Source organism: Nonomuraea sp. NPDC049655, from assembly GCF_044465465.1.
GTDB lineage: Bacteria > Actinomycetota > Actinomycetes > Streptosporangiales > Streptosporangiaceae > Nonomuraea.
In genome coordinates this window covers 585,207-609,616 of record NZ_JBITLS010000003.1, presented here as the reverse complement: position 1 = coordinate 609,616, position 24,410 = coordinate 585,207, and the positions used below count along the sequence as shown (strand labels likewise).

General features: G+C 74.1%; 28 protein-coding genes and 1 pseudogene. 11 read left to right on the top strand and 18 right to left on the bottom strand.

Annotated features, from left to right (window positions below):
- The first annotated feature begins 32 nt into the window (after window positions 1–32).
- On the top strand, window positions 33–1,703 hold the full coding sequence (locus ACIBQ6_RS12595) for a CARDB domain-containing protein (RefSeq protein ID WP_397211702.1): 1,671 nt from the start codon (window positions 33–35) through the stop codon (window positions 1,701–1,703).
- A gap of 519 nt (window positions 1,704–2,222) precedes the next feature.
- A pseudogene (locus ACIBQ6_RS12590) lies at window positions 2,223–2,471 on the top strand (winged helix-turn-helix domain-containing protein); the annotation flags it as partial.
- Window positions 2,472–2,582: 111 nt separating this feature from the next.
- On the opposite strand, the gene ACIBQ6_RS12585 reads toward ACIBQ6_RS12590, so the two are convergent.
- Both ACIBQ6_RS12585 and ACIBQ6_RS12580 read right to left on the bottom strand, forming a co-directional pair.
- Window positions 2,583–3,128, bottom strand: coding sequence for an isochorismatase family cysteine hydrolase (locus tag ACIBQ6_RS12585; RefSeq protein ID WP_358287058.1), 546 nt, complete (start codon window positions 3,126–3,128; stop codon window positions 2,583–2,585).
- A 217-nt stretch (window positions 3,129–3,345) separates the two neighbouring features.
- On the bottom strand, window positions 3,346–4,026 hold the full coding sequence (locus ACIBQ6_RS12580) for a polymer-forming cytoskeletal protein (RefSeq protein WP_397211700.1): 681 nt from the start codon (window positions 4,024–4,026) through the stop codon (window positions 3,346–3,348).
- 94 nt (window positions 4,027–4,120) lie between these two features.
- Here ACIBQ6_RS12580 and ACIBQ6_RS12575 point away from each other — a divergent pair, with 94 nt between their 5' ends.
- On the top strand, window positions 4,121–4,978 hold the full coding sequence (locus ACIBQ6_RS12575; protein ID WP_397211698.1) for a helix-turn-helix domain-containing protein: 858 nt from the start codon (window positions 4,121–4,123) through the stop codon (window positions 4,976–4,978).
- 139 nt (window positions 4,979–5,117) lie between these two features.
- Here the strand turns inward: ACIBQ6_RS12575 and ACIBQ6_RS12570 are convergent, their stop codons facing one another.
- Window positions 5,118–5,681, bottom strand: a complete 564-nt coding sequence (locus ACIBQ6_RS12570; RefSeq protein ID WP_397211696.1) for a GNAT family N-acetyltransferase — start codon at window positions 5,679–5,681, stop codon at window positions 5,118–5,120.
- A 113-nt stretch (window positions 5,682–5,794) separates the two neighbouring features.
- On the opposite strand from ACIBQ6_RS12570, the gene ACIBQ6_RS12565 reads away from it, so the two are divergent.
- The gene (locus ACIBQ6_RS12565; RefSeq protein WP_397211694.1) at window positions 5,795–6,157 is read left to right on the top strand and encodes a hypothetical protein; all 363 of its coding nucleotides are present in this window, start codon (window positions 5,795–5,797) and stop codon (window positions 6,155–6,157) included.
- Here the strand turns inward: ACIBQ6_RS12565 and ACIBQ6_RS12560 are convergent.
- From ACIBQ6_RS12560 to ACIBQ6_RS12545, 4 genes are all read right to left on the bottom strand, one after another.
- Window positions 6,150–6,335: a hypothetical protein gene (locus ACIBQ6_RS12560; protein WP_397211692.1), complete on the bottom strand. Its 186-nt coding sequence runs from the start codon at window positions 6,333–6,335 to the stop codon at window positions 6,150–6,152. The genes ACIBQ6_RS12565 and ACIBQ6_RS12560 overlap by 8 nt on opposite strands.
- On the bottom strand, window positions 6,332–6,724 hold the full coding sequence (locus tag ACIBQ6_RS12555; RefSeq protein ID WP_397211690.1) for a hypothetical protein: 393 nt from the start codon (window positions 6,722–6,724) through the stop codon (window positions 6,332–6,334). The genes ACIBQ6_RS12560 and ACIBQ6_RS12555 overlap by 4 nt, the downstream gene beginning before the upstream one ends.
- Before the next feature lie 147 nt (window positions 6,725–6,871).
- On the bottom strand, window positions 6,872–8,059 hold the full coding sequence (locus ACIBQ6_RS12550) for an MFS transporter (protein WP_397211688.1): 1,188 nt from the start codon (window positions 8,057–8,059) through the stop codon (window positions 6,872–6,874).
- A 44-nt stretch (window positions 8,060–8,103) separates the two neighbouring features.
- The gene (locus ACIBQ6_RS12545) at window positions 8,104–8,796 is read right to left on the bottom strand and encodes a TetR/AcrR family transcriptional regulator (protein ID WP_397211686.1); all 693 of its coding nucleotides are present in this window, start codon (window positions 8,794–8,796) and stop codon (window positions 8,104–8,106) included.
- A 53-nt stretch (window positions 8,797–8,849) separates the two neighbouring features.
- Here ACIBQ6_RS12545 and ACIBQ6_RS12540 point away from each other — a divergent pair, with 53 nt between their 5' ends.
- Window positions 8,850–9,974, top strand: a complete 1,125-nt coding sequence (locus tag ACIBQ6_RS12540; protein ID WP_397211684.1) for an FAD-dependent oxidoreductase — start codon at window positions 8,850–8,852, stop codon at window positions 9,972–9,974.
- 49 nt (window positions 9,975–10,023) lie between these two features.
- Here ACIBQ6_RS12540 and ACIBQ6_RS12535 read toward each other — a convergent pair whose 3' ends face one another.
- Window positions 10,024–11,076 carry a P1 family peptidase gene (locus ACIBQ6_RS12535; RefSeq protein WP_397211682.1) on the bottom strand — a complete coding sequence of 351 codons (1,053 nt, stop codon included), beginning with the start codon at window positions 11,074–11,076 and terminating at the stop codon, window positions 10,024–10,026.
- A gap of 552 nt (window positions 11,077–11,628) precedes the next feature.
- On the opposite strand from ACIBQ6_RS12535, the gene ACIBQ6_RS12530 reads away from it, so the two are divergent.
- Window positions 11,629–11,760 carry a hypothetical protein gene (locus ACIBQ6_RS12530; RefSeq protein WP_397211680.1) on the top strand — a complete coding sequence of 44 codons (132 nt, stop codon included), beginning with the start codon at window positions 11,629–11,631 and terminating at the stop codon, window positions 11,758–11,760.
- A 20-nt stretch (window positions 11,761–11,780) separates the two neighbouring features.
- Here the strand turns inward: ACIBQ6_RS12530 and ACIBQ6_RS12525 are convergent, their stop codons facing one another.
- The 4 genes from ACIBQ6_RS12525 to ACIBQ6_RS12510 form a co-directional block, all read right to left on the bottom strand.
- Window positions 11,781–12,530, bottom strand: coding sequence for an SDR family oxidoreductase (locus ACIBQ6_RS12525; protein ID WP_358287034.1), 750 nt, complete (start codon window positions 12,528–12,530; stop codon window positions 11,781–11,783).
- Between the two features lie 81 nt (window positions 12,531–12,611).
- A complete protein-coding gene (locus tag ACIBQ6_RS12520) occupies window positions 12,612–12,998 on the bottom strand; it encodes a MerR family transcriptional regulator (protein WP_358287032.1) in 387 nt (128 codons plus the stop codon).
- Window positions 12,995–14,467 carry a DHA2 family efflux MFS transporter permease subunit gene (locus ACIBQ6_RS12515; protein WP_397211678.1) on the bottom strand — a complete coding sequence of 491 codons (1,473 nt, stop codon included), beginning with the start codon at window positions 14,465–14,467 and terminating at the stop codon, window positions 12,995–12,997. Before ACIBQ6_RS12515 ends, ACIBQ6_RS12520 begins: the two co-directional genes overlap by 4 nt.
- Window positions 14,464–15,048 carry an NADPH-dependent FMN reductase gene (locus ACIBQ6_RS12510; RefSeq protein WP_397211676.1) on the bottom strand — a complete coding sequence of 195 codons (585 nt, stop codon included), beginning with the start codon at window positions 15,046–15,048 and terminating at the stop codon, window positions 14,464–14,466. Before ACIBQ6_RS12510 ends, ACIBQ6_RS12515 begins: the two co-directional genes overlap by 4 nt.
- Before the next feature lie 124 nt (window positions 15,049–15,172).
- On the opposite strand from ACIBQ6_RS12510, the gene ACIBQ6_RS12505 reads away from it, so the two are divergent.
- Both ACIBQ6_RS12505 and mltG read left to right on the top strand, forming a co-directional pair.
- Window positions 15,173–15,685, top strand: coding sequence for a SigE family RNA polymerase sigma factor (locus ACIBQ6_RS12505; RefSeq protein ID WP_397211674.1), 513 nt, complete (start codon window positions 15,173–15,175; stop codon window positions 15,683–15,685).
- Window positions 15,682–16,620, top strand: coding sequence for an endolytic transglycosylase MltG (mltG, locus tag ACIBQ6_RS12500; protein WP_397211672.1), 939 nt, complete (start codon window positions 15,682–15,684; stop codon window positions 16,618–16,620). The genes ACIBQ6_RS12505 and mltG overlap by 4 nt, the downstream gene beginning before the upstream one ends.
- 12 nt (window positions 16,621–16,632) lie before the next feature.
- Here mltG and ACIBQ6_RS12495 read toward each other — a convergent pair whose 3' ends face one another.
- The gene (locus ACIBQ6_RS12495; protein WP_397211670.1) at window positions 16,633–17,286 is read right to left on the bottom strand and encodes a class I SAM-dependent DNA methyltransferase; all 654 of its coding nucleotides are present in this window, start codon (window positions 17,284–17,286) and stop codon (window positions 16,633–16,635) included.
- Window positions 17,287–17,432: 146 nt separating this feature from the next.
- Between ACIBQ6_RS12495 and ACIBQ6_RS12490 the strand changes: the two genes are divergently transcribed.
- On the top strand, window positions 17,433–18,194 hold the full coding sequence (locus tag ACIBQ6_RS12490; RefSeq protein WP_397211668.1) for an alpha/beta fold hydrolase: 762 nt from the start codon (window positions 17,433–17,435) through the stop codon (window positions 18,192–18,194).
- Window positions 18,195–18,245: 51 nt separating this feature from the next.
- On the opposite strand, the gene ACIBQ6_RS12485 is transcribed toward ACIBQ6_RS12490, so the two are convergent.
- Window positions 18,246–19,721: an MFS transporter gene (locus ACIBQ6_RS12485; protein WP_397211666.1), complete on the bottom strand. Its 1,476-nt coding sequence runs from the start codon at window positions 19,719–19,721 to the stop codon at window positions 18,246–18,248.
- Window positions 19,722–19,825: 104 nt separating this feature from the next.
- Here ACIBQ6_RS12485 and ACIBQ6_RS12480 point away from each other — a divergent pair, with 104 nt between their 5' ends.
- The gene (locus ACIBQ6_RS12480) at window positions 19,826–20,674 is read left to right on the top strand and encodes a helix-turn-helix transcriptional regulator (protein ID WP_397211664.1); all 849 of its coding nucleotides are present in this window, start codon (window positions 19,826–19,828) and stop codon (window positions 20,672–20,674) included.
- Window positions 20,675–20,780: 106 nt separating this feature from the next.
- Here the strand turns inward: ACIBQ6_RS12480 and ACIBQ6_RS12475 are convergent, their stop codons facing one another.
- The 4 genes from ACIBQ6_RS12475 to ACIBQ6_RS12460 all read right to left on the bottom strand — a co-directional run bounded on the left by ACIBQ6_RS12475 (window position 20,781) and on the right by ACIBQ6_RS12460 (window position 22,954).
- Window positions 20,781–21,137: a PRC-barrel domain containing protein gene (locus ACIBQ6_RS12475; protein ID WP_352356660.1), complete on the bottom strand. Its 357-nt coding sequence runs from the start codon at window positions 21,135–21,137 to the stop codon at window positions 20,781–20,783.
- A gap of 78 nt (window positions 21,138–21,215) precedes the next feature.
- Complete coding sequence (locus ACIBQ6_RS12470) at window positions 21,216–21,653, bottom strand: SRPBCC family protein (RefSeq protein ID WP_358287015.1); 438 nt, start codon at window positions 21,651–21,653, stop codon at window positions 21,216–21,218.
- A 59-nt stretch (window positions 21,654–21,712) separates the two neighbouring features.
- A complete protein-coding gene (locus ACIBQ6_RS12465; protein ID WP_397211661.1) occupies window positions 21,713–22,591 on the bottom strand; it encodes a helix-turn-helix domain-containing protein in 879 nt (292 codons plus the stop codon).
- A gap of 18 nt (window positions 22,592–22,609) precedes the next feature.
- Entirely contained in the window at window positions 22,610–22,954 is a 345-nt protein-coding gene (locus ACIBQ6_RS12460) for a VOC family protein (protein ID WP_358287011.1), read from the bottom strand.
- 140 nt (window positions 22,955–23,094) lie between these two features.
- On the opposite strand from ACIBQ6_RS12460, the gene ACIBQ6_RS12455 reads away from it, so the two are divergent.
- Window positions 23,095–24,357, top strand: a complete 1,263-nt coding sequence (locus ACIBQ6_RS12455) for a serine hydrolase domain-containing protein (protein ID WP_397211659.1) — start codon at window positions 23,095–23,097, stop codon at window positions 24,355–24,357.
- Window positions 24,358–24,410 lie beyond the last annotated feature (53 nt).

The following is a 24,410-nucleotide window of genomic DNA, read 5'->3' as shown; positions in this document are numbered from 1 at the left end:
GAGGCGGCGAAGCCGAAGGGAAGTCCTTCCTCATGCCCTCGACCACGAACATCTCCCTGCGCGGGCGCAGCCCACAGGGCCGTCTGACCAGGCTGGCCCTGCGGGGCACCCTGGCCCTGGCCCTGGCCGCCGGCGGCCTGGCCGCGGTGGCCCCGGCGGCCCAGGCCGCCACGACGGTGACGTTCTCCTACACCGGTGGCCCGCAGACGTTCACCGTGCCGGATGGCGTGACCTCGATCGAGGTGGACGCGTTCGGCGCCCAGGGCCAGGCCGGGCCCGGCGAAACCCCGGGTGGCGCGGGCGGCCTGGGCGGGGAGGTCAAGGCCACCCTGGCCGTCACCCCCGGGCAGGAGCTCCAGATCATCGTCGGAGGGACCGGCGGCTACGGCGGCGGAGGCCCCGGCGGCAAGGGCGGGAACATCTTCGGGTACCTCGACGGCGGCGCGGGCGGCGGCGCCTCAGACGTGCGCACCGGCCCCGGCTACGGCCTGGACGACCGAGTGCTGGTGGCCGGCGGCGGTGGCGGCGGTGGCAACTACACCCGCGTCGCCGCGGGCGCCGGAGGGGACGGAGGCGGTGCCGCCGGCGCCCCCGGCGGCAGCTCGAGCCTCGGGTCCAACCCCGGCGGCGGGGGGACATCCTCGGCCGGTGGGAGCGGCGGCGCCGGCAGCTACGGAGCGGACGCCGGAGCCGACGGCACAGCCGGTACGGGCGGCGCGGGCGGCGCGGAGGTGCCCGGTGGGCCCTCCGGCGCAGGCGGAGGCGGCGGCGGAGGCGGCTGGTACGGCGGCGGTGGGGGCGGCGGAGGCGAATACGCCGGCGCTCCCATCTACGCCAGGGCCTCGGCGGGCGGTGGCGGAGGCAGCGGCCACGGCCCGGCCGGGACCGTCTTCCAGACCGGCGTGCGATCCGGCAACGGCCTGATCACCATCACCTACACCCCGCCCGGGGCCGACCTGGCCGTCACCGTCACCGACTCGGCCGACCCGGTCACCCCCGGCACGCCCGTCACCTACTCCGTGACCGTCACCAACAACGGGCCCCGTTCGGCCACCGGCGTCTCCGCGGTCACCACCTTGTCCGGTGTGGCCCGCACGATCGGATCGGCGACACCGTCGCAAGGCTCGTGCGCGATCGCCGCGCCGACCGTCACCTGCCCGCTCGGTACCCTCGCCGCCGGCGCCAGCGCGACGATCGCCATCACCGTCACCCCCACCGCGGTCGGCACCCTGACCGCCACCACGAACGTCTCCGGCGCCGAACCCGACACTGACCCGGCCAACAACAGCGACGCCGGGAACACCACAGTGGCCGCAGCCGACATCGACGTGAACCTGGGCACCCAGCCCCATCTCGGCATCCTGGTCCCCTACCTGCAATACACCCTGACAGCCGACAACACCGGCCCCAGCCCGCTCGCCTCCGCCACCCTGACCGCGACCCTGCCGACCGGCGCGTCGGCGACCAACCTGTCGACCGGCTGCACCAGCGCTGGAACCACCGTCACCTGCACCTACGGCGCCATCGCCAGCGGAGCGTCGGTGGACAAGACCTTCCGGATCCCGCTGTCGCTGCTGTCGCTGGGCCAGGTCACCGTCACCGGAGTCCGCACCACCAGCGCCCCCGCCGACCCCAACCCGGCCAATGACAGCGCCTCGGCCACCTGCACCGTCATCTCAGTCGTCCTGGTCACCTGCCCCTGACCCCTTCGCTTGATCCTGCAATCGACCCGGCCGTGCGCTGAGCGTGGTGAGCAGAAGCCCGGCCGGGCGGCGGATGCCGTCGCCCGGCCACCGCGCTTTCGCCGACACCTCTCGCTGGCCGGCACCCTCATTTCCGAGGATCTATCCGGATACGACATCCCGAAATACCGTCCGGTCGTCGTGTACCAGACCGCCGCTTCGCCGGACCTCTCCAGGCGGGCGCACGAGGGACGAGCCGAGGCACCGAGAAGGCCTCGGTGGTATCCAGGCAAGACGTCGCCAAGGAGGTCAAGGCGACCGCCGAGATCATCGGCCCGTTCCAGTCCGACGTCTTCGGCTCCAAAGGCAGCGAAGGTGGCATCGCGACAGGGACGACCGGCCTCGTCGTCTACGGCCTCGGCGACGAGGGTACGGCGCTCAAAATCTCGTGGGTGGTCCCGTTCATCGGCGGCAACGAGACCAGAGCCGGGGTGACAGGGCCGAACGCCGGCTTCCACGTGTGCCGGGCGAGATCGCCGGAGGCAAGGGCTCGTGCTCGACAGGCACCGCCTGCAGGCCTCGCGGGACGGGCGGCACCTGTCGCTCAAGGAGTTCGCCGTCCTGGAGGCGCTGGTGAGGGCGGGCGGCGCGGTCGTGAGCTCCGAACGGCTGCTGGAGGAGGCATGGGACGAGAACGCCGACCCGTTCACCAGGGTGCGGGTCCTGATCAGCTTCCTGCGGGCCAAGCTGGGCGACCCGCCGTGCATCCAGACCGTTCCCGGCGTGGGGGATGCCGATCCCGCGGCCCATCCTCCTGGCCGACCAGCAGCAACGCGGGCAGGTGAGCCATCGCGCCGGTCACGGGGTGAAGCGGCCGGGACGCCTCCCGCCCGTCCGCGATCAAACTTGCCACTTGTCGCACGACACCACTTCGAACCCCCGGCTCGGGAAGACGGCGTCCACGAAGAAGTCGTGCAGCGCCGGATCGCCGTCGCCGCAGCCGTCGCTCAGCACCGTCACCTGGTAGCCGCGGTCGGCCGCGTCGTAGCAGGTCGCGGCCACCATCGCGCTGGTGGCGACCCCGGCGACCGCCACAGTGGTGACGCCCCGCGCGCGGAGCACGAGGTCGAGGTCGGTCCCGGCGAACGCGCTGGCGCGGCGCTTCAGCACGACGACGTCCTCGTCGGCGACCGGCAGGGCGAGCTCGGTTCCGGCCGACCCCTCGTGGAAGGCGTCGCCGGCCTCGAAGAACGACTTCATCAGCGCGCTGCCGGGCGGCACGTCCGCCCCGTTGGCCCGGAACGCGAAGTGCACGAACACCACCAGGACGCCGGCCGCCCTGGCGCGCGGCAGCAGTTCGGTGAGCGGCGGCACGACCTGCTGGGCGAACGGGTAACCGCCCGTGATGCCCCGCTGGAGGTCGCCGATGATGAGTGCAGTGGTCACGACATTGCTCCGTCCAGTGTTTCCGGCGGGCGCGACGGCCCGCGCCCCCTCCGGTCAAACTGGGATCACAGTAGGCAAGAGTTGAGATATCAGCAACCGGAGCGCGACGGCGACGGTCTTCCGGCGCGCCGGAACTGCGCCGATCACGGGGTTACGTCACCTGCCATGGAGATCCGCCCAGCGGAAACGCCTGTCATGCGCGATCGGCGTCCGGGGCTCATCCTGCGATCGTGAGGGGCAGGCCGGACAGCAGGCGGTCGCGCAGGACGTCGCCGCGGACGCCGATCTCGGGCAGGTCGTCGGGGCCGGGGGCGCCGCCGATCAGCAGTTCCGGCACGAGGAGGCGGCTGAGCGGGACGTCGGGCGACGGGTCGGCCAGGGCGCCGACGTCGGCGTCGGACAGGTCGAGGTAGGCCGGCGTGAGGGCCCTGCCGTGCAGGGTGCCGGCGACCAGGTCGGGGCAGAACTCGTTCCAGAAGATCGAGACGGTGGTGCGCAGGTCGCCATGGATCATCACCAGCTTGTCGGTCATGTCGCCGACGAACGTCTCGGCCGTCACGTGGCCGCGCACGACCAGCTTGGCGTCACCGGCCAGGTAGACGTTCCGCGCCCGCAGGTCGCCCAGGACGATCAGCGCGGCGGAGCCGTCGTCCACGTCGGTGACGTTCCCGTCGACGACCAGGTCGCCGTCCACGATGTAGCCGGTCGCGGCGTCGGGGGCGTCCTCGCGCCACGGCGTGCGCTCGTGCTCGTCGAGGGGCAGTTCGCCGGTCACCGTGGCGGGACCGGGCACGAGGATGTACTCCTCCTCGTACAGGTTCCCGTACGTCTCCTTCGGCAGGCCGCGCCGCTCGAACAGGTCAACCGCATCGTCCCAGGCGAGATAAGTCGATCGCATGCGCGTGACCCTAGCAATCAGGCCGGGTGGTGTTCGCCGGGCGTGGACCCGGCCGCCGAGATCACCCGCGGCGCGGGGCTCGTACGATGGCGGGGTGCGGTCAGTTGTGCCGGTTCGCGGTCATGTGCCCGGATGGGAGATCACCGTCCCGTCGCGGCCCGGCGGCCTGCCCGGGGTCGTCATGGCGGGGTTCAGCGACCGGGCCAACGAGTTCCGCGACCTCGCCCTGGTCCCGCACCCCGCGGTCACCCTGCTCTTCGACCTCGGCGACGAGCCGTTCGTCATCGAGGACGACCACGGCTCCCGGCAGCTCGGACGCGTCGTCGCCGGCCTCGCGCCCCGGCAGGTGCGAGGGAGCGGTCTGACCCGCCGGATGGAGTGCCTGCAGATCCGGTTGTCGCCGATGGCGGCGCACGCCGTCCTGGGCGCGTCCGCCGAGCTGAGCGGCACGGTGGTCGCGCTCGACGACCTCTGGGGGCGCGAGGCCGAACGCGTCCAGGAGCGGCTGCGGGCCGCCCGGTCGTGGGAGGACCGGTTCGCGATCGCGCGGGACGCGCTGGCCAGGCGGGCCGACGAGGGCCGGGCCGCCGATCCGGAGGTCGCCTTCTCGTGGCGGCGGATGGCGGCCAGCGGCGGGCGGGTGCCCGTCGAGCGGCTCGCCGCCGAGGCCGGCTGGAGCCGCAAGCGCCTGTGGGCCCGGTTCCGCGCCCAGGTCGGCCTCACGCCCAAGCGGGTCGCCCGGCTCATCCGCTTCGACCAGGCGGCCCACCGTCTGGCCGCCGGTGAGCGGGCCGCCCTGGTGGCGGCCGAGAGCGGTTACGCCGACCAGTCGCACCTGCACAGGGACGTCATGACCTTCGCGGGGGTGACGCCGGCCGCGGTCGCGCTCTCGCCGTTCCTCGCGGTGGACGACGTCGCCTGGCCGTCCGGGCCTCCCCGCGACCTCGCCTAGCGGCTCAGGTCCGGCCGCCGGCGATCTCCTCCGCGGCGGCACGACGTCGTGGGGGGGGGCGTCGTTCGCGGGCCGATGGGCCCGGGACACGGTGAGGTCGAGCAGCAGGGGATGGCGGCGCAGGACCGCCAGCCGGCGTCTACGGCAGGCGCGGGTGAGGTGACGGCTCCTCGTGGGCGGCTCTGGTGATCTCGTGCACCGCGACCGGCCGTCCGTGGCCCGGGACCACCGTCTCGAACGCGAACCGCAGGCCGAGCTTGTCCATCACCCGGCGGGACCGCTGGTTGTCCACGTGACGGATGCTGACGATCCGGTCGAGGTCGCACTCGGCGAACCCGAACCGCAGCAGCCGTCCGGCCGCCTCGGTGGCGTAGCCGTTGCCCCAGTACGCTCGTCCGAGCCGCCAGCCGATCTCCACGGCGGGCAGGATCTCGGGGAGGAACGCGGGCACCGTCAGGGTGACCCAGCCGGCCGTCAGCCCGGTCTCGCGCACGACGACGGAGAGCAGGCCGTGCCCGCTTGCCTGCCATTCCCGCCGGGCGCGCGCGATCCACGCCGCCGTGCGGTCCGGGTCCGGCGGCAGGACGGAACCGTCGCCGATGTACCGCATGACCTCGGGATCGGCGTTCATGGCGGTGAAGGGGGCGAGGTCGTCGTCGTCCGGCAGGCGCAGCAGCAGCCGGTCGGTCGTCATGGGGATCATCCGGCGATGATGCCAGAACCGGGTGGCGCGGACGGTACCGGCGCGGCCCCGCGGCGCAGGGCCCACCACGTCGCGACCGCCGCGTACGCGCCCAGCACATCACCCGCGCGCCGGTGAGCAGCGGCAACGGTTGCGCCGGCACGCCGTTCCCCTTCATGATCGCGATGCCCACCGGCAGGACCACCCCCGCGGCGACCAGCCCGGTCACGAAGGCGGCCACCCCTGCGACGGCGGCGCGCGCGGCGACCACCCGCCGCGGGACCGCCTCCCGGGCGGTGCGCGAGCCGAGGCGGGCCGCCACCACGAGCACGACGGCGAGCGCGATCACCAGCCCGGCCAGGAGGTTCTCGACGACGCGCGGGCTGTCCTCGCCGAGGGGGCCGATGTCGCCGGTGCCGCTGACCGTGACGACCTCACCCTTCCGCACGGCTCCGGAGGGATTGTGGTACTTCTCCCAGTCGGTCTGGTTCATCTGACCGACGGGTTCACTGACCCAGTCGCCGTCGCCGCCCTCGACGGTGACGTGGTCGAAGACGCCGAGGTGATGGTGTCGCCGGAGCGGGTCAGGCGCAGCCAGCGGGGGAGCCGGTCGCGGCTGCCCGCCACGTCGTGGCGGTAGTCGTACTGGAAGCGCACGCCGTGGGCGCCGGTCATGGCCAGGCCGCGTAGCGGGAGCCCTGGCGCGGGCCGTCCTTGACGATGATCCCGGCCTTCGCCCAGGGCACCAGACCGGCGACGATGCTGTCGTGGTTCGGCGGGGGGTAGGTGATCGCCCCGGTCATGGACGTCATCCGGACCGTGATGGCGCCCTGGCGGCCCGGGCCGCGGTGCAGGAACCAGAACGTGTCGCCGACGGCGGAGCCGTCGGCGGCCACGGGGGTGGCGGGGCTGGCGGGGCAGGGGCCGTCGCAGGAGGAGTGGCTCCCGGACGCCGACGACAGGCCCAGCCCGATGACGGCGAGGACCGCGACGGCAAGGGCGGTCAGGCGGCCGGGACGGCGGAACGCGGCCCATTCCCGGCGGAGGAGGTCGGTGATCGACATGCCAACGGTCATAGGGATCGACGCCTAACACCCCCAGAACGACGCCTGTCACCCCGCTGTCACCAGGCTGCCTCGCTGTCGCGGCGGCCCTTCAGCGGGTCGGGGATGCTTCAGAATCCGGGGGGCGACGGACGGCGTGGCGGTTCTTCAGGGGGTGCGGGGGCGGCGCAGGGTGAGGGCGATGAGCGGGCCGGCCGCGAGCAGGAGTGCGAGGGCGGCGTAACCGTAGGTGAGCGAGGCCAGGGTGGCGACGCCGGCCACGAGCAGCGGGCCGCCGGCGTCGCCCAGCTCCCGGCCCAGTTCGGCGGCGCCCATGGTCTGGCCCATGCGTTCGGCCGGGGTGCGGGCGGCGAGGGCGGCGAAACCGAGCGGGGTGATGAGCCCCGTCCCGGCACCGATCAGCACGGCGGCCGACAGGATGCCGGCCAGGCCGGGCAGCATGGCGCAGGCCAGCCCCGCCGCGGTGACCAGCAGCCCGCCCAGCAGGCCGGTACGGATCGACAGACGCTCTTCGTCGAGGGCCCGCCCGGCCCTGGGCTGGACCACCGCCGCGCACGCCGCCAGGACGGACACCGCCGCGCCGGTCGCGACCGTGCCCAGCTCGGAGGCCCGGCCGGACACGGGCAGGAAGCCCACGCCGACCGACAGCGCGGCGGTGGCCCCGGCCAGCGCGGCGGTCGGCGCGAGGAAGGCCGGATCGGCCAGGCGCCGCGCCAGGTCCAGCACCGTCTGGCGGACCTTGGGCAGCGGCGGCACCGCGGGCACGGCCAGCGCGGCCCACACGGCGACCGCCACGCCCAGCACGGTCAGGACCGCGAACAGCAGCCGCAGGCCGCCGGCCCACACCAGCACACCGCCCAGCAGCGGGCCCAGGGTGTAGCCGATCGACTTCCAGAAGCCGTAACCGCCGAAGGCCCGGCCGAGCTTGGCGGCGGGATTCAGCCTGGCCACCAGCGCCGAGGCCGACGGTGAGAACGCCGAGGCCGCCGCTCCCTGGCCCAGGCGGGCGGCCCACAACCAGCCGGGGCTGTCGGCGACGACGTACAGGCCGGAGGCGACCGCGAACGCCACCAGCCCGCCCACCAGCACCGGACGGGCGCCTATGCGGTCGGCGAGGCTGCCGAACAGGGGCTTGAGCAGCACCTCGGCGCCGTCGTACAGGGCCAGCAGCCCACCGAGGACGAGCAGCGAGGTGACCGCGTCCGTGGAGAACCCGCCGAGGTTGGCGGCGATGCCGTGCGCGCCGAACGCGGTGGTGAACCCGGCCGCGTACAGCGGCCACATCCGCCGGCCCGCCGCCGCGGGCGCCGCCGCGGCGGAACCGGAAGGCGGCACAGGGGGCGGTGTGGCGGGCGGCCCGGAAGGCGGCGCGGGGGGCGTCACGCCGGCGGCCGGTCGAGTCTGGCGGCCACGGCGTCGAGGACCCACTCCAGGCCGGTCGCGAAGGACTCCTCGGCGGCCACCTCCGTGCCGTCGTGCACGAACTTGGCCAGCGTGGGGTAGCGGCCCGTGGCCAGCATCCGGCTCACGTGCGGGCCGTAGGCGCGCTGCCAGTCGAGCTTGGACAGGCCCGTGGCGCGCTCGGCCCGCAGCTGCGCGATCTCGCGCCTGATCGCGCCGGTCAGGTACGCGCCGACGGTCTGCACGGCGTGCATGACGGTGTCGAGGTCGGCGAGGCCGTCGAGGGCGGCCAGCGTGCGTTCGGTCACGGCGAGGGCGTTCGGGCCCAGGCTCGGACGGCCGCCGAGCAGGTCGGCCAGCCATTCGTGACGGAGGGCGGCCTGCCTGGTGCGGACCGCGTGGCCGCGCAGCGCCTCCCGCCAGTCGCCGGGCGGCCCGTCGGGCAGGATCTCGGCGTGGACCTCGTCCACCATGAGGTCGAACAGCTCCTCCTTGGTGGAGATGTATCCGTACAGCCGCATCGGGCCGACGTCGAGCCGGGCGGCGACCTTGCGCAACGACACCGCCTCCAGCCCGCCCTCGTCGGCCAGCGCGACGGCCGCGGCGACGATCCGCTGCCGGTCGAGCGGCGCGGGGCGGGTCGGCGGCTCCGGACGGTCCCACACAGTCATGGATACATCGTACTGTTGCGATACAGCGTCTCGCGGCAATACAGTGTATCGACATGAGACAACGTATCGCCGTGGTGGGAGGCGGCCCCGCGGGCCTCACCTTCGCCCGCGTCCTGCACCGTCACGGCCACCCCGTCACCGTCTTCGAACGCGATGCCGCGCCCGACGCCCGTCCTCCGGGCGGCACGATCGACCTGCACGAGGGGATGGGCCAGCGCGCGCTGGACAAGGCGGGGCTGCTGGCCGAGTTCCAGGCGCTGTCCCGTCCCGAGGGGCAGGCCATGCGCATCCTGGCCCCCGACGGGACCGTGCTGCGCGACTGGCGGCCCCGTCCGGACGACCGGGCCAATCCGGAGATCGACCGCGGGCAGCTTCGCGACCTGCTGCTCGGCCCCCTGGACGTCCGATGGGGGCACGCCGTGACGGAGGTGACGCCCGGAACGCGGGACGGCGTGCTGCTCCGCTTCGCCGACGGGCGGCAGGAGACGTTCGACCTCGTGGTCGGCGCGGACGGGGCCTGGTCCCGGGTCCGCCCGGCGCTCTCCGCCGCGACGCCGCAGTACACCGGCGTCACCGCGGTCGAGACCTCCCTCGACGACGTCGACACCCGCCACCCGGACCTCGCCCGGCTGATCGGCGACGGTTCCCTGGCCGTCTACGGCGTGAACCGCGCCCTCGTCGCCCAGCGCAACAGCGGCGGCCACGTCAAGGTGTACGCCCAGTTCCGCGCGCCGCTGGACCGGCACGCGGGCACCGACACGGGCCCGGACGGCGCCGAGGCCGTGCGGTCCCGCCTGCTGGCGCTGTTCGAGGGCTGGGCCGACCCCGTGCTCGACCTCCTGCGCCGCGGCACCGCGTTCGCCGACCGCCCCCTTTACGTCCTGCCCGTCTCCCACACCTGGGCCCACGTCCCCGGGGTGACGCTCCTGGGGGACGCCGCCCACCTCATGCCGCCCTTGGGGGTGGGCGCGAACCTGGCGATGCTGGAGGGCGCTGAGCTCGCCGAGGCCCTGGCCGCCGGCCCCGGCGATCCGGACGAGGCCGTCCGCGCCTTCGAGGAACGGATGTGGGAACGGGCCGGCAGGTGGGCGAAGATGACGGCGGACGGCCTGGAACGTCTCGTCGGCCCGGATCCTGCCACGGCCATCGCCGTCTTCGACGAGGTCCAGGCGTCCTGACCGGCTTGCCGCCCGCCGGCCGCGTGCCCGACCTCACGGGACGGAACCGCTAGCCGACCGGCTCTCCCGCGCCGGTCCGCGGCAGCCGGTCGTACGGAACGGCGTGACGGGTCCGGCCGCGGACGCCGGTGGTGGTCGTCGCGGTGAACAGCGAGTTGAGCAGCGCCTCCTCCACCGCGTCCATGACCGCGGCGAACAGCGGGTTCAGACCGGCGTCGGGCAGGCGCGGGAGCTCCGGCGACGCGGTGCTGAAGGCGATGGCGTAGTCGCCGCTCCCGTTGGAGTACGACGCCCCGACGCGGCCCATGGCGAAGATCGCCCGGCGGGCCAGGCGGGCGAGCTGACGCGCGTCGAGCGGCGCGTCGGTGGCCACCACGATCATGCAGGAGTTGCCGACGGGCTCCTCGCCGGTGGCCCCCGGGACGAGCTCCTCGACCGGCATCGGGACGCCCCCCACGGTCAGCACGCCGCCGAAGTTCGCCTGGACGAGCGCCCCGACCGTCACCGCGGCCCCCTCGGCCACCGGCCGCCGGGACGAGGTGCCGATGCCCGCCTTGTAGCCCAGCGCCGTCGTCCCGGTGCCCGCTCCCACGCACCCTTCGGCGGGCAGCCCGCCGGACGCACCCTCCAGCGCGTCGAGCACGTGCCGCTCGGTGATCGGGCGGCGCCGGATGTCGGACAGGTAGCCGTCGTTGGTCTCGCCCACGACCGGGTTGAAGGAGATGCCCTCCGGGCTGCGGTCCATCAGGTAGGTGAGCAGCGCGTCCGCCGCCCGGAACGCCGACAGCGTGGCGGTCAGCACGACGGGCGACTCCAGCACGCCGAGCTCGTCGATCTGGGTGGAGCCGACCAGTTTGCCGTATCCGTTGCCGGCGTACACGGCCGCGGGCAGCGCCCGCCCTTCGGCGGTGAGCTGACGGGGGACGACGGCGGTGACCCCGGTGTGCAGGTCGGCGCCGTCGTCGAGGGTGGTGTGGCCGACCAGGACGCCTTCGACGTCGGTGATCGCGTTCAACGGCCCGGTCGGCAGTGCGCCGACGACGACGCCCAGTTCGCGCGCCCGCGCGCGTCCCCTCGTGGCTGCGGTGAGGTGATTGTCCATAATGTTCCCATTGTCGGGGCTCCGCTCCGCCGACGCGTGCCCCCTCGGCGACCGATAGGCTCGGAGCCCTTCCGTCCCCTCGCGGGAGACCTGGTCGGAGGGCCACCCGCCCGCCGGCCGCACGGGACCGGAAGGGGCGCGACGGGCAGATGACGGCCGGCCGATGCACGCACGACCTCGAATTCCATGACGACGTCGTGATCAAGCGGTACGCCTCGTGGGGTCGGGGAGAGCCGCGCCGGGAATGGCAGGCGCTCACCCCGCTCGCCGAACACGCCCCCGGCCTCGGCCCTGTCCCCGTGCGGGCCGCGCCCGACGGCCTCGCCACCGATCCCCGTCCGCCCGTTCTCGGGATGGCCGACGGCAACCGCGCGAACTACCTGTGGGACGAGCACGACCGCCGCGTCCGGCTCATCGACCGGGAGGACTCCGGCCGCAACGATCGCGCCTTCGAGCTGGGCGAGCTGTGCGAGCACATCTCCCGCCTCGACGGCGTCCTGGACGCGCGGCGACTGCGCCCTGGTCGACCTCACCCCGGCGGAGGCCCGGCGCGTGCGGGACTTCCGTCTCCTGATCGCACTGGGCTGGTTCCTCCAGCTCGGCCCCGGTGGCCCGGCGGCGCCGCACAACCCGCCGGGCACGCTGGCGGTCCAGGCCTCGCGGGTGCTGCGGCTGCTCGGGTAGGGGCTGCCCGGGGCGCGCCGTCAGAGCAGGGTGCCGCCTGAGGCGTCCAACCAGTGGCCGGTCACCCAGCGGCTGTCGTCGCCGGCCAGGAAGGCCACCGCGTCGGCCACGTCCGCGGGGGTCCCCACGCGGCCCATGGGGGACAGCGACGACAACCAGGTCAGCGCCTCCCCGACGAGTCTGCCCTGGTGCATGTCGGTGTCGATGACGCCGGGCGCCACGGTGTTGACGGTGATCCCGCGCGGCCCGAGCTGCTTGGCCAGCGTCGAGGTGAGCACGTCGAGCGCGCTCTTGGACATGGCGTAGCTGATCGCCGTCGGCATCGCCGAGCCGCGGGTCAGCATCGTGGAGACGTTGACGATCCGGCCGCCGTCACGCAGGCGGGGGAGTGCGAGCTGGGTGACGAAGAACGGGGCGGTGGCGTTGACCGCGAAGAGCCGTTCGAACTGCCGTCTGGTGACGTGCTCGATGCCGGGCTCGTCGTTCAGGATGCCGGCGTTGTTGACCAGGATGTCCAGCCCGTCGGCGCGGGCGTCGAAGGCGGCCCACAGGCGGTCGGCGTCGCCGGGCGTGCCCAGCTCGGCTCGCAGGGCGAACGCCTGCCCGCCCGCCGCCTCGACCGCGGCGACGGTCTGCGCGGCGGCCTGGTCGTTGCCGCCGTAGTGGACCGCGACGCGCGCGCCGTCCGCGGCCAGGCGCTGGGCGATGGCCCGGCCGATCCCTCTGCTCGCGCCGGTGACGAGCGCGGTCTTGCCATGGAGGTTGCTCATGATGTGTTCCTGTCGATCGGGGATGAGTCACCCGAAGGCCGCGGGCGGCGGCAGGCGTGCCGCTCGACGCCCGCAGGGCGATCAAGGGGACTGGAGGAAGTCCAGGGTGGCCAGCTCGTTCACGGTCGTCTGCAGCTGGTCGATGCGGGCCCGGCCGATCCGGACCAGCTCCTCGCCCGCGGCGATCCACTGGCCGAGGTCGCGGGACAGGGGCGGGATGCCGGAGAGGATGTCGGCGCTCTCCTTGAGGGTGATGCCGACCCGCTGCGCGGCGAGGGCGAGCTTGATCCGGCAGACCGCGTCGACGGTGAAGCGGCGGGCGTTGCCGCTGTTGCGGTGGCCGGTGATCACGCCGTAGCGCTCGTAGAAGCGGACGGCGTTGGGCGTCACCCCGGCGGCCCTGGCCACCTGCCCGACCGTGAGCGAGGCCGGGATCGTCTCGGATCCGGGACGGTCGGTGACGGTCATGGCGCGCCCACCGTCCTCTCAGCCGACTCCCGCCGGCCCGGTGTCGCCGAGTGCCGGGCCGGAGAGCGCAATCGTACGACGAGGGCCAGCGACATCACGACGAGGGCCGCCGCCTGGGTCAGCCGCAGGGCGTCGGTGACGGTGACCGCCTGCGCCGCCCTGTCCGCCGCGTCCATGGCGGCCAGGGCCGCGAGCGACGCGCCGCCGGTCATCGCGGCGGTCAGCGCCGTGAACAGCGCGCCGACCGCCACGGTGCCCATGCCGTTGGCGACCGTGCTCACCAGCGACAACAGCGCGGAACCCGAGGCCAGGTCGGGGCCGTGGAGATCCCGGCTGGAACCGGACATCGTCGGCATCATGATCGCGCCGGTGCCCGCTCCCTGGAGCAGCGCGAACAGCCCGAGCACCGGGTACGGGGTGTCCGGCGCGAGGATGATCACCTGGACCACGCCGGACGCGATCACGAGCCCGAGCCCGGCGCCGACGACCCGCCGGGGGCCGAGCCGTTCCAGCAGCCGGGCCGCGACCTGCAGGCTGAGGCCCATGCCGACCGCGCCGGGGACCATCAGCGCCGCCGTGACCGAGGCGCTGTCGAGACGCAGCGTCTGGACGTAGGTGGGCATCAGCAGAGCCGAGCCGAAGTAGGGGGCGGCGTACAGGGCGAGCACCGCGGCGCCCCGGCCGAACGTCGGATCGCCGAGCAGCCGGATCCGCAGCAGCGGCTCCGGACGGCTCAGCGCCCGGGCGCAGAAGGCCGCGACCAGCACCGCGCCGGCGGCTACCGCGGCGATCCGCGTCCAGGCCGGGCTGTCCTGGGCGCTGATGCCGTACGCCACCGCGACGATGCCGGGCACCAGCAGGATCGCCCCCACCAGGTCCGGCCGGACCCGCCGGCCGCCCGCGGGGCCGGCCGGCAACCAGGCCGGCGCGCCCGCGGCGGTCAGCAGCGCCAGCGGCACGGTGACGTAGAACAGCGCGCGCCAGGACCCGGCGCCCAGGAGCGCCGCGCCGAGCAGCGGACCCAGGATCGGCCCGACCAGCATCGGCACCCCGGTGACCGCCGTCATCCGGCTGCGGCGTTCGGGCGCGACCGCGCCGAACCCGATCGCCATCCCCAGCGGCGCCAGCAGGCCGCCGCTGAGGCCCTGCGCCGCCCGCGCGGCGATCAGCCCGTCCAGGCCGCCGGCCGCGCCGGCGGCGGCGGAGGCGACCGCGAAGCCGACCAGTGCCGCCAGGTACACGCGCCGCGCGCCCCAGCGCGCGGCGAGCCCGGCGGCCAGCGGCATCGTCGCCACCATCCCGAGCGCGTACGCGGTGATGACCCATTGCACGGAGCTCAGCGACGCCCCGAACGCCGCCATCAGCGCGGGCAGCGCCACCACGACGATCGTGGCGTCCAGCACCGCGAGCAGCCCGCCGGCCATCAGGACGACCGCGGTGCGCAGCTCCGGCCCGGTCAGCCTGCTCACCGCCGACCTGCCAGGTCCGGGACGCGGACGGACCGCAGTGCCCGCGCCCACGTGCGCAGCTCGCCCATCGTCGTGTGCAGCGCCTGCGTCGTGCCCGGCGGGGGGACGAAACGGCCGTCGGCGTCCAGGTGCTCCCACGCCATCGGGATCAGCACCGACTCGCGGACCGTGGCGGCCCGCAGTTCGGGGAAGACCATGCGCAGCTGCGCCACGGCTCTGATGCCGCCGGAGGCGCCGTACCCGACGAACGCGACCGGCTTGTACGCCCACTCGGTGAAGTGCCAGTCGATCGCGTTCTTCACGGCGGCGGGGAAACTGTGGTTGTACTCCGGGACGAGGAACACGAACCCGTCGGCGCCGGCGAGCGCGTCGCCGATCGGGGACGCGGCCCCTCCGCCGGGCTGCAGCTCGTGCATCGGCAGCGAGACCGCGGCCAGGTCGATCATGTCGAGGTCGAGCCAGTCGATGGTGCTGAGCTCGCGCTCCAGCCAGGCGGCGAGCGGGTCGGCCATTCTGGGCCTGCGCACGCTTCCGATCACCACGGCGATCCGGAGGCGGCTGTCGGCGTTGGTTTCCGTCATGGGGCCGACGCTAGGAGTTCGCCTATGGGCGAACTCAAGTCGCCGAATTTTCGGCCTTTCCGGCGTCCGGCATAGTTCCGGGACGCCTGCTCGTCCTTGATGGGTGACATGAGGAGGAGGACGGGTGGATCCAGGCTTCGAGGCGGTTCTGCGGCAGTTCGTCATCGACCGGTCGGGGGCGCTGTTCCGCACGGCGTACCTGCTGACCGGCGACCGGCACGCCGCCGAGGACCTCGTCCAGTCGGCCCTGGCGAAGACGGCCGCGCGGTCGCGCGGCCTGCGCGACCCCGAGGCCGTCGAGGGGTACGTCCGCCGCACCATGTACCACGAGCAGGTGAGCCGGTGGCGCCGCCGGTCGCGGGTCGTGGAGGTGAGCACGGACGAGCGGCTCGACCGGCCCGGCGACGGGCACGCCGACGCGGCCGACCTGCGCCTGACGATGCGGGCGGCGCTGTCCCGGCTGACGCCCCGGCAGCGGACCATGCTCGTCCTGCGCTACTTCGAGGACAAGTCGGAGACCGAGATCGCGGACCTGCTGGGCGTGCGCGTGGGCTCGGTCCGCAGCCAGATCTACCGATCGCTGGAGCGGCTGAAGAAGACCGCCCCCGAGCTGAGCGCCGTGAGGGAGTTCCGTTGAACATCGAGAACCTGCTGCGTGAGACCCTCGCCCACATGGCGGACGAGCAGACGCCACCGCCTCCCGCCCGGTTCCTCCCGCAACGTCCCGCCCGGTTCCTGCGGCATCGTCCTGCCCGCCGGAGGGGCGTCGCGCTGGCGGCGGCGGCCGCCGTCGTCGTCCTGGCCGCCGGGGGCACGGTCGCCGTCCGGGCGCTCGCGCCGGAGCCGGGCCGCCCGGAGCCGTCCGCGGCCGCGCGGCCCGGTCCGGGACGGGCTCAGGTGGAGGTCGTCAACGACGGCGAGCGGGTCTCCGGCCTGTTCGACGAGCTCGCCCGCGTGACCGGCAGGCCCGCGGAGTCGTTCGCCAAGGCCGCCGGGGACGGCCGGGCGCTCGGCCTGCCTCCGTACGCGAAGGGCGGGCTGGAGGGCTTCGCCTTCCCCGGCACGTACCGGTTCGCCGGCTCCGCCGCCCCGGCCGAGATCCTGGGCGAGATGGTGGCCCGCTTCCGCGCGACGGCGGACGAACTCGGCCTGGCCGCCCGGCCCGACGCCCTGGACGTGGTCATCGTGGCCAGTCTCGTCCAGGCCGAGTCGCCCACCGAGGCCGACATGCCGAAGGTGGCCCGCGTCCTGCGCAACCGGCTGGCCCGCGGCATGTCGCTGCAGGTCGACAGCTCGGTCCGCTACGCGCTCGGCAGGCGTCGCGGGCCCGTCACGGTCGAGGACGTGCGGGTGCGTTCGCCGTACAACACCTACCGTCACCAGGGCCTGCCTCCTGGGCCCGTCGCCAACCCCGGCGCGGCCGCGCTCAGGGCCGCCCTCCACCCGGCCGCGGGCTCCTGGCTGTATTTCGTGCTCACCGACCCCAAGCGCGGCACCCTGGCCTTCGCCACGACCGAAAAGGAGTACACCGAACTGACCGAACGCGCCCGGAAACCCGGCTACCGAGAATGAGCGCCCGTTCGTCTAGTGTGCGTCGTCGGGGGACGCGGCGCGCATCAGCAGGTGGCCGCGGCGGAAGCGTTCGTCCTCCAGCGGCTCGCGGAGCATCCGGCCCACCTCGACGAACCCCTCCTTGCGGGCCAGGTCGGCCAGTTCGTCGATCGGCAACCGGTAGGCCGGCGTGACCTTGTGGTCGAACTCCGTGACCGGCCCGCCCTCGGACTCGAAGAAGCCGACCAGGAAGTGGCCGCCGGGGGCCAGCACCCGGCGGAACTCGGCGAGGTACGGCGGCAGTTCCGCCGGCGGCACGTGGATCATGGAATACCAGGAGATCAGACCGCCCAGCTCGCCGTCGGCCACGTCGAGGGCGTCCATCGAGCCGAGTTCGAAACGCAGGCCGGGATAGTCCCTGCGGGCGATGTCGAGCAGCGCGGGGGACAGGTCGACGCCGAACGCGTCCAGGCCGAGGTCGCGCAGGTGGGCCGTCATGTACCCGGGGCCGCACCCGGCCTCGACCACGGGCCGGGGCCCGGCGGCCCGGACGAGTTCGGCGAACGCCGCGACCAGCGCGCGGTCCAGCGGCAGACGGTCGAGCGAGTCGCGGGCGAGGTCGGCGTACAGGTCGGCGACGGCGTCGTAGGCGCGCGCCGTCGCCGTGAGGTAGGAGGAGTCGGCCATGGCGGACGACTGTAGCCCATCGGCTCGGGTGCCGCAGAGCCGTCGACGCCGCGACGGGCCGCCCCTTCTCGCGTATTCTGTGAACAAAAATCCAAACTGTTCATACAGATACAGCCCGGCCGGCGCGGCCACGGAAGGGATCCCCCATGCTGAACGACCTGCCGTACCTGTCGGCCGGCGAAGGGCCGCTCCTGATCGTCCTGATCCACACCCCGCAGGCGGCCAACCCCACGGGCATGACGCGCTGGTCCACGATGCGGCTGGTCCGGCCGTTCACCCGGGACTTCACCGTGTACGTCGTCAACCGCCCGCCCGGACTGCCGTCCACCACGACGATGGGCGACCTCGCCGCGATCTTCGCCCGGGCGATCAGGGCCACGTTCGACGGACCGGTCAACGTCCTGGCCCTGTCCACCGGCGGATCCATCGCCCTGCAACTGGCCGCCGACCATCCCGGCCTGGTCGACCGGCTCGTCCTGGCGGGCACGGCCTGCACCCTCGGCCCGGTCGGCCGGCGGGCCCAGCGCGGCTACATCGAACGGGTGCGCCAGGGCAGGCGGCCGAGCCCCGCGCTGGCCGAGATCGTCACCGCGTCGGCCCTCGGCCGCGCCCTGCTCAGGGGCCTGCTATGGCTGTCGGACGGCGGGCGCGCCGACCACGCCGACGCCGTCACCGTGCTCAACGCCGAGGATGGCTTCGACCTGCGCGGCCGGCTGTCCGAGATCAAGGCGGCCACCCTGCTGATCCAGGGCGGCGACGACCTGGTCTATCCCCTGGACCTGGCCCGGCAGACGGTCGAGGGCATCCCGGACGCCCAGCTCGTCGTCTACCCCGGCCGCAGCCACAGCGGCACCTTCACCGACAGGAGATTCGCCCCCGACGCCCTCGCCTTCCTGACCGACGGCTGAGGACCCGCCCCTCAGTGGCCGACCGGCCGCGGGGCGTCCCGGACCCGCCCCTCAGTGGCCGACCGGCCGCAGGGCGTCCCGCGCCCGCAGCAGGGCGACGACGCCGAGCACCACGTGCAGGACCCCGGCCACCGCCGCGGCCACGTGCAGCCCGGCGACGAACGCCGCCTCGGCCTGCGCGGCCGCCGCCGGCACGAGGGCGGGCAGCTGGAGGGTCTCGTCCAGGGTGGGGGCCAGGTCCGGCCCACGGAGCCGGAAGACCAGGGCGGCGAGCGAGCCGAGCAGCGCGATCCCGAGGGCGTTGCCGATCTCGTTGCTCGTCTCGGCCAGCGCCCCCGCCGCTCCGGCCCGTTCCGGCGGTACGGCCCCGACCGCGGTGTCGGCGACGACGCTGAACGAGATGCCGTACCCGACGCCCGCGACGACCGTGGACGCGACGTACCAGCCGGCACCGCCCGTGACGGCCGTCGGGAGCAGGAGCAGCAGCCCCGCCGCGACGGAGAAGTGGCAGACGGCGAGCGCGGCCCGCCGGCCGACGCGGTCGACCACGAACGGCGTGACGACGCAGGTGACGGTGAGCACCACCGCGCCGGGCAGCGCGAGCAGCGCCGCGTGCAGCACGGGCAGGCCGAGAACGGACTGGAGGTAGACGCCCGACAGGTACGCCGTCGCCGACCACGCCGCCAGCGGCAACAGCCCGGTGACGATCGCCACGGTGAACACCCGGTCGCGGAACAGCGAGAACTCGATCAGCGGCTGCGCCAGGCCGCGCTGCCTGCGGACGAACCACGCCAGCAGCCCCGCCCCGGCCGCCCCCGCGACGACCGGGACGGCCGACAGCCCGTCGGCGGCGGCGTGCTTGAGCGCGTAGATCGCGAACAGCAGCCCGGCCGCGGACGTCACGACGCTGGGCACGTCCACACGCCCGGCGCGGGTCGGCCGCACCTCGCGCAGCAGGATCGGCGCGAAGACCAGGAACAGGGCGAGGACGGGCAGGTTGACCAGGAAGACCGACCCCCACCAGAACCGTTCCAGCAGCACGCCGCCCACGATCGGCCCGGCGGCGAACCCGGCCGCGAACGCCGCGGCGAACACGCCGATGGCCTGCGCCCGGCGCCGCGGGTCGGCGAACAGCTCGCTCAGCACGGCCAGCGCCGACGGCAGCAGGGTCGCGCCCGCCACGCCCATCAGCGCGCGGGCCGCGATCAGCAACTCGGCGCTGGGCGCGAACGCCGCCGCCGTGGAGCCGGCGCCGAAGACCGCGGCGCCGGTCATGAGCAGCCGCAGCCGCCCGTACCGGTCGCCGAGGTTGCCGAACGCGATCAGCAGGGAGCCGACGGCGAAGCCGTAGACGTCGAGGATCCACAGGGCCTGGCCCGCGGTGGGGGTGAGGGCCTGGCTGATCCGGGGCATCGCCAGGAACAGGATCGAGCCGTCCATGGAGACCAGCAGGACGGGCCCGAGGATCACCAGGAGACCGAGCCAGGCCCGCAGGCCCGGGGAAGTGCGCGTGTGCTGTCGATACATGGCGCCGACACTCGGGCAGGACGCGCCCGGCAGCCATCCCCTTGGCGTGGGTGCACCCAGCAGGTGTACCCACGCGGCCCGCCGGTCGGCCTAGGCTCGGTGGCGTGGAAAGTCTCGGAGCGTTTCTGAAGAGCCGTCGTGACCGGGTCACGCCCGCCGCGATCGGGCTGCGCACGTTCGGGACGGCCCGCCGGGTCCCGGGGTTGCGGCGCGAGGAGCTGGCGCAGCTCGCGGGGGTGAGCGCCGGGTACTACACGCGTCTGGAGCAGGGGCAGGCGGAGACCGCCTCGGAGCAGGTGCTCGACGCTCTGGCGCGGGTGCTGCGGCTCGACCGGATCGAGACCGTCCACCTGCACAATCTCGCCCGGCAACCGGCCCGGTCCCGGTTGTCCCGGCCGCCCGTGGAGGAGCCTCATCCGCGGGTGCTCGCGCTGCTGGAGTCGCTGAAGGCCACGACGCCGGCGGTCGTGCTCGGCCGGCGTGGGGACGTGCTCGCGTGGAACCGTACGGGTCATGCGCTGATGGGGGAGCATCTGCCGTTCGAGGCGCCGGGGGATCCGGCGGACCGCCCGTCCGTCCCGAGGATGTTCTTCCTGGATCCGCTCTTCCGCGACCTGCACCGCAACTGGGACGAGCTGGCCCGCATCCATGTCGCCTACCTCCGGCTCACCGCCGGCCGCTTCCCCTCGGACGCCCGCCTGGCGGAGCTGATCGGGGAGCTGACGATGCACAGCGCCGAATTTGCGGCGTTGTGGGCGGTGGGCGAGGTCGCCGACTGCACGGTGGGCACGATGCGCCTGCGGCATCCCACGGTCGGCGCGGTCGACGTCGACTACCAGGTCTGGCTCCAGCCCGACAGCCCCGACCACCGGGTCGAGATCTACACCCCGGCCGACCCGTCCTCCGCCGACGCCCTTCGCATCCTGACCCAGCAGAGCGGCCGGACGTCCTGAGACGTCCGGCCCTCGGGGGCCCGCCGGTCGCAGAGCTGTGGGGCCTTGGCAGCTGCTGCGGCGCGCGTCGCGCCCGGCGGGCACCCCGGCGGGTACCCGGGTTACGTCAGACGGTGCCGTTGAAGCGGCTGTAGTACGCGCCCACCTCGTTGCGGTGGACGTCGTCGTTGTACACGGCGTCCTCGTCGAACTTCGGCGAGTCCTTGATCTCCTGCTTGGTCCGCGCGAGGTGGACCTTGCGCTCCTGCGGGTCGATCCGCGTGACGGTGCCGGCCGGCAGCACGACCTTCTTGCCGAAGATCCACGGACCGGTGTCGACCACCAGGTAGCTGTCGCCGACGGTGTGGCTCGCCTCGTCCACCGAGCCGATCGAACCGTCGGTGGCCTCGACGTCGAAGCCGACCACGTCGAGAGTCTTGTCGCCGTAGACGTCGGAACCGTAGCTCCACATGTCCTGAGACAAGGGGTTTCCTCCTGATGATCTAGAGAACGTTGCCCACCCACTCTTCCCGGCTCAGCCGCGCCAAACATCGGGCCGCGGTCACTTTGCCGCGCGGGCGGCGTATGCGGCGAGGCCGTCGGCCATGCCCTGCATGAAACGGGTCAGGTACCACCGCCAGAAGCCACCCGAGAGCGGCATCCTCGGCTCGAAGGCGGCGGACCAGGTGATGTCGGTGCCGCCGTCGGCGGCCGGCGCGAGCTCGACCGTCCCGCGGTAGGAGCGGAACGGACCGCCCAGGTTGTCGTAGACGAACCGCCGGTCGGGGACGAGCTCGACGACGCGCTCGCGCGAGACGTTGCGCCCGGTGCGGAAGACCCTGGTGTCGCCCGCCTGCTGCCGGGCCGCCGGATCGCCGCCCTCGACGTCGGCGGAGTCGATCGGCGACCACGACGGCCAGGTGGCGGCGTGCGTGAGGGCCGCGAAGACGGCCTCGGGGGCGGCCTGCGAGCGGGCGGTCACGGCGAAGGAGTACGGCATGAGCCCCAACGTAGGCACCGGCCCGTCCGGGGGCCATGCGCACGATTGCCGTCGATCGGTCAGTTCTTGCGGTACGCCGACGGCCGCACGCCGGTCTGCCGCAGGAAGGCCGACGACAACGAGCCCGCACCGGCGAACCCGCACCGCCCGGCGATCTGCTCGACGCTGAGCGAGGTGGACGACAACAGCCGCCGCGCCTCCTCGACGCGCAACCGGGTGAGGTACCGGTGGGGCGTCTGGCCGGTGCCCTCCCGGAACACCCGGACGAAGTGGTACACGCTCAGATGCACCTCGGCCGCGACGGCGGCCAGCGTCAGCGGCTCGGCCAGGCGCTCGGTCATGACGGCGACAGCCGCCCGGACGGCCGCGTGCTCCGGGCCGGGCAGGCGCTCGTCCCCGCCCTGGGTCAGCAGGTGCGTCACGAGGAAGGCGGCGGCGGACTCGGCGTACAGGTCGCCGGCCGCCGCGCGGCCGGGCAGCGCGCGCAGGAGCTGCTCGACGACCGGATCACCGGCCGCCAGGGCCGCGGCGGTCGCCTCGAGGTCGGGCTCGCGACCGCCCAGCGCGTCGGCGGCCCGCCGGACGGCCGCCGCGGGCACGTGCACCTGGACGGTGCGCAGCCCGGCCGCCGCCCGGTAGCTGATCGACCCGGCGCGGCCGGGGACCATGAGCTCCAGGTGGCCCGGGACCCAGCGCCGCCGGGCCGGCCTGCCGCCCGCGTGCATCCGCAGGTCGGCGTTCCCCGCCACGCAGAGCACGAGATGCAGGTCGGACACGGCGGGCAGCGCGAAGTGCTCGGCCTCGGGCGCGTGCCGGAAGCCCTGCACCAGCAGCGACCGCCAGCCGGCGTCGTCCCAGCTGTTGTACGTGTGCCGCACGTACGCCGAGGTGTCGAGGCCGGCGTAGGGCGCCAGGTCGAAGTCGGGCGAGTCGAACACGTCCCGAGCCTAACCGGATCACCGCGGCGGGGCCTCGGCGAGCGAGAGGCTGTTGCCGTCCGGGTCGAGGACGTCCACGTGACGCACGCCGTTGCCGTACGTCTCCACGGGCCCGTGCTCGATGCCGTGCCCGGCCAGCCTGGCCAGGATGTCGTCGAGCCCGGACACGCCGAACGTGATCATGGTGCCGCCGACGCGCGCGGCCCGCATGTGCCGGTCGTCGATGACGACCCACGCGTTCTCGCCGACCTGCCACAGGTGCTCCTCGCCGACGACCTCGTCCGCCGGGCGGCCGAAGAACGCCTCGTACCACTGCTGCGCCGCCGCCCGGTCGCGTACGCACACCACGCTGTACAGATCCACTCGGACCACTCCTTCCTGTCGCCATGGAGACTGCGCCGGTGGGGCGAACTCATCGGCTGACAGTGGGATGTGTGCGGTTTGTGAGCGGGGGGCCGGAGGGTGGGGGCGTTGGTGTCACCCGATGGAGGAGGAACCGGTTCATGTACCCCTGTGATGTCCCGTCCCGGCGGGCTGCCCGGCCGCGGTGGCGGCGCGCGCTCACGGCCGCCGTGCCGGCTGTGGGCCTGGCCGTGGTCGCGGCGCTCCCGGCCGCCGCCACGTCCCGGCCGGCCCTGGACGGGACGCCCGCCCTGCTGCAGCGCCTGGCGCGGGAGGTGGTGGCGGCCGGGGCGCCCGGCGTGCTCGTCCGGGTCGACGACGGCCGCGGCCGGCCCGTCGAGATCGCCGAGCAGGCCGCCTGGACCAGACGCGACCACCTGCTCAAGCCGGGCGACGAGTTCCGCATGGGGTCCAACACCAAGACCATGGTCGCCGTGCTGGTGCTGCAACTCGTGGCCGAGGGCAGGCTCGCCCTGACCGACCCGGTGGACAAGTGGCTGCCCGGCCAGGTGCCCGGCGGCGGCGCGATCACGCTGCGCATGCTGCTGAACCACACCAGCGGCCTGTACGACTACACCGACGACCCCGCGATCCGGCCCTCGCTGCTCGGCAAGGACAGGCGGCGGTGGACCCCGGCGAAACTGCTGGCCTTGGGGGTGAAGCACGCTCCGCTGTTCGCGCCCGGCGCCAAGTGGTCCTACAGCAACACCGGCTATGCCGCCGTCGGCGCGGTCCTGGAGCGGGTCACCGGGACGAGCCTGGCCGGCCTGGTCAGGGACCGGATCGCCCGGCCGCTCGGCCTCGCTCATACCTACTACGCGACCGGGCCCGCCTGGCGCGGCACGTACGCGCGCGGCTACGAGCCGGACGCCGCCCACCAGCCGCCCGCGGTGCCGGCCGCGTTCCGGCGGCTCGCCGGGCCGCGCCACGACGGGCATGTGGACGTCTCCGGCCACGACCCGGGCTGGGGCGGCCCGGCCGGGGCGATGGTGTCCAGCACCCGCGACTGGGCCCGCTTCCACGCCGCGCTCATGTCCGGCAGGCTGCTGCCCGCCGCCCAGCTCGCCCAGCTGCGCACCACCGTCCCGATGGACCCGCGGCAGCCGGACGGGCCCGGTTACGGGCTGGGCATCCAGACCGCCGCCCATCCGTGCGGCACGTTCTGGGGGCACGACGGCGGCATGCCGGGCTACCTGACCACCGGCCTCACCGACCGGACCGGCAGCCGCACGGCCACCGTGCTCGTCGCGTCGGAGTACTGGGCCGAGTTCGAGGCCGACCCGAAGCTCGCCAAGGCCGTCCAGGCGTTGCAGACGGCGGTGACCTGCACGATGTTCGGCAAGCCGGTGCCGGGCGCCGGCTGAGCGGCGCGTTGACCGGACAGCGCCGGCTGAGCGGCGCGTTGACCGGGCGGCGT

Bases quoted from the DNA above. Each gene is read 5' to 3' on its own strand.
- ACIBQ6_RS12510 (WP_397211676.1), bottom strand. From the start codon at position 15,048: ATGACGGAAACCAACGCCGACAGCCGCCTCCGGATCGCCGTGGTGATC.
- ACIBQ6_RS12490 (WP_397211668.1), top strand. From the start codon at position 17,433: ATGCTGAACGACCTGCCGTACCTGTCGGCCGGCGAAGGGCCGCTCCTG.
- ACIBQ6_RS12595 (WP_397211702.1), top strand. From the start codon at position 33: ATGCCCTCGACCACGAACATCTCCCTGCGCGGGCGCAGCCCACAGGGC.
- ACIBQ6_RS12570 (WP_397211696.1), bottom strand. From the start codon at position 5,681: ATGATCCCCATGACGACCGACCGGCTGCTGCTGCGCCTGCCGGACGAC.
- ACIBQ6_RS12545 (WP_397211686.1), bottom strand. From the start codon at position 8,796: ATGACTGTGTGGGACCGTCCGGAGCCGCCGACCCGCCCCGCGCCGCTC.
- ACIBQ6_RS12495 (WP_397211670.1), bottom strand. From the start codon at position 17,286: ATGGCCGACTCCTCCTACCTCACGGCGACGGCGCGCGCCTACGACGCC.
- ACIBQ6_RS12580 (WP_397211700.1), bottom strand. From the start codon at position 4,026: ATGCGATCGACTTATCTCGCCTGGGACGATGCGGTTGACCTGTTCGAG.
- ACIBQ6_RS12455 (WP_397211659.1), top strand. From the start codon at position 23,095: ATGTACCCCTGTGATGTCCCGTCCCGGCGGGCTGCCCGGCCGCGGTGG.
- ACIBQ6_RS12470 (WP_358287015.1), bottom strand. From the start codon at position 21,653: ATGCCGTACTCCTTCGCCGTGACCGCCCGCTCGCAGGCCGCCCCCGAG.
- ACIBQ6_RS12520 (WP_358287032.1), bottom strand. From the start codon at position 12,998: ATGACCGTCACCGACCGTCCCGGATCCGAGACGATCCCGGCCTCGCTC.
- ACIBQ6_RS12560 (WP_397211692.1), bottom strand. From the start codon at position 6,335: ATGACCGGCGCCCACGGCGTGCGCTTCCAGTACGACTACCGCCACGAC.
- ACIBQ6_RS12540 (WP_397211684.1), top strand. From the start codon at position 8,850: ATGAGACAACGTATCGCCGTGGTGGGAGGCGGCCCCGCGGGCCTCACC.
- ACIBQ6_RS12485 (WP_397211666.1), bottom strand. From the start codon at position 19,721: ATGTATCGACAGCACACGCGCACTTCCCCGGGCCTGCGGGCCTGGCTC.
- ACIBQ6_RS12555 (WP_397211690.1), bottom strand. From the start codon at position 6,724: ATGTCGATCACCGACCTCCTCCGCCGGGAATGGGCCGCGTTCCGCCGT.
- ACIBQ6_RS12535 (WP_397211682.1), bottom strand. From the start codon at position 11,076: ATGGACAATCACCTCACCGCAGCCACGAGGGGACGCGCGCGGGCGCGC.
- ACIBQ6_RS12525 (WP_358287034.1), bottom strand. From the start codon at position 12,530: ATGAGCAACCTCCATGGCAAGACCGCGCTCGTCACCGGCGCGAGCAGA.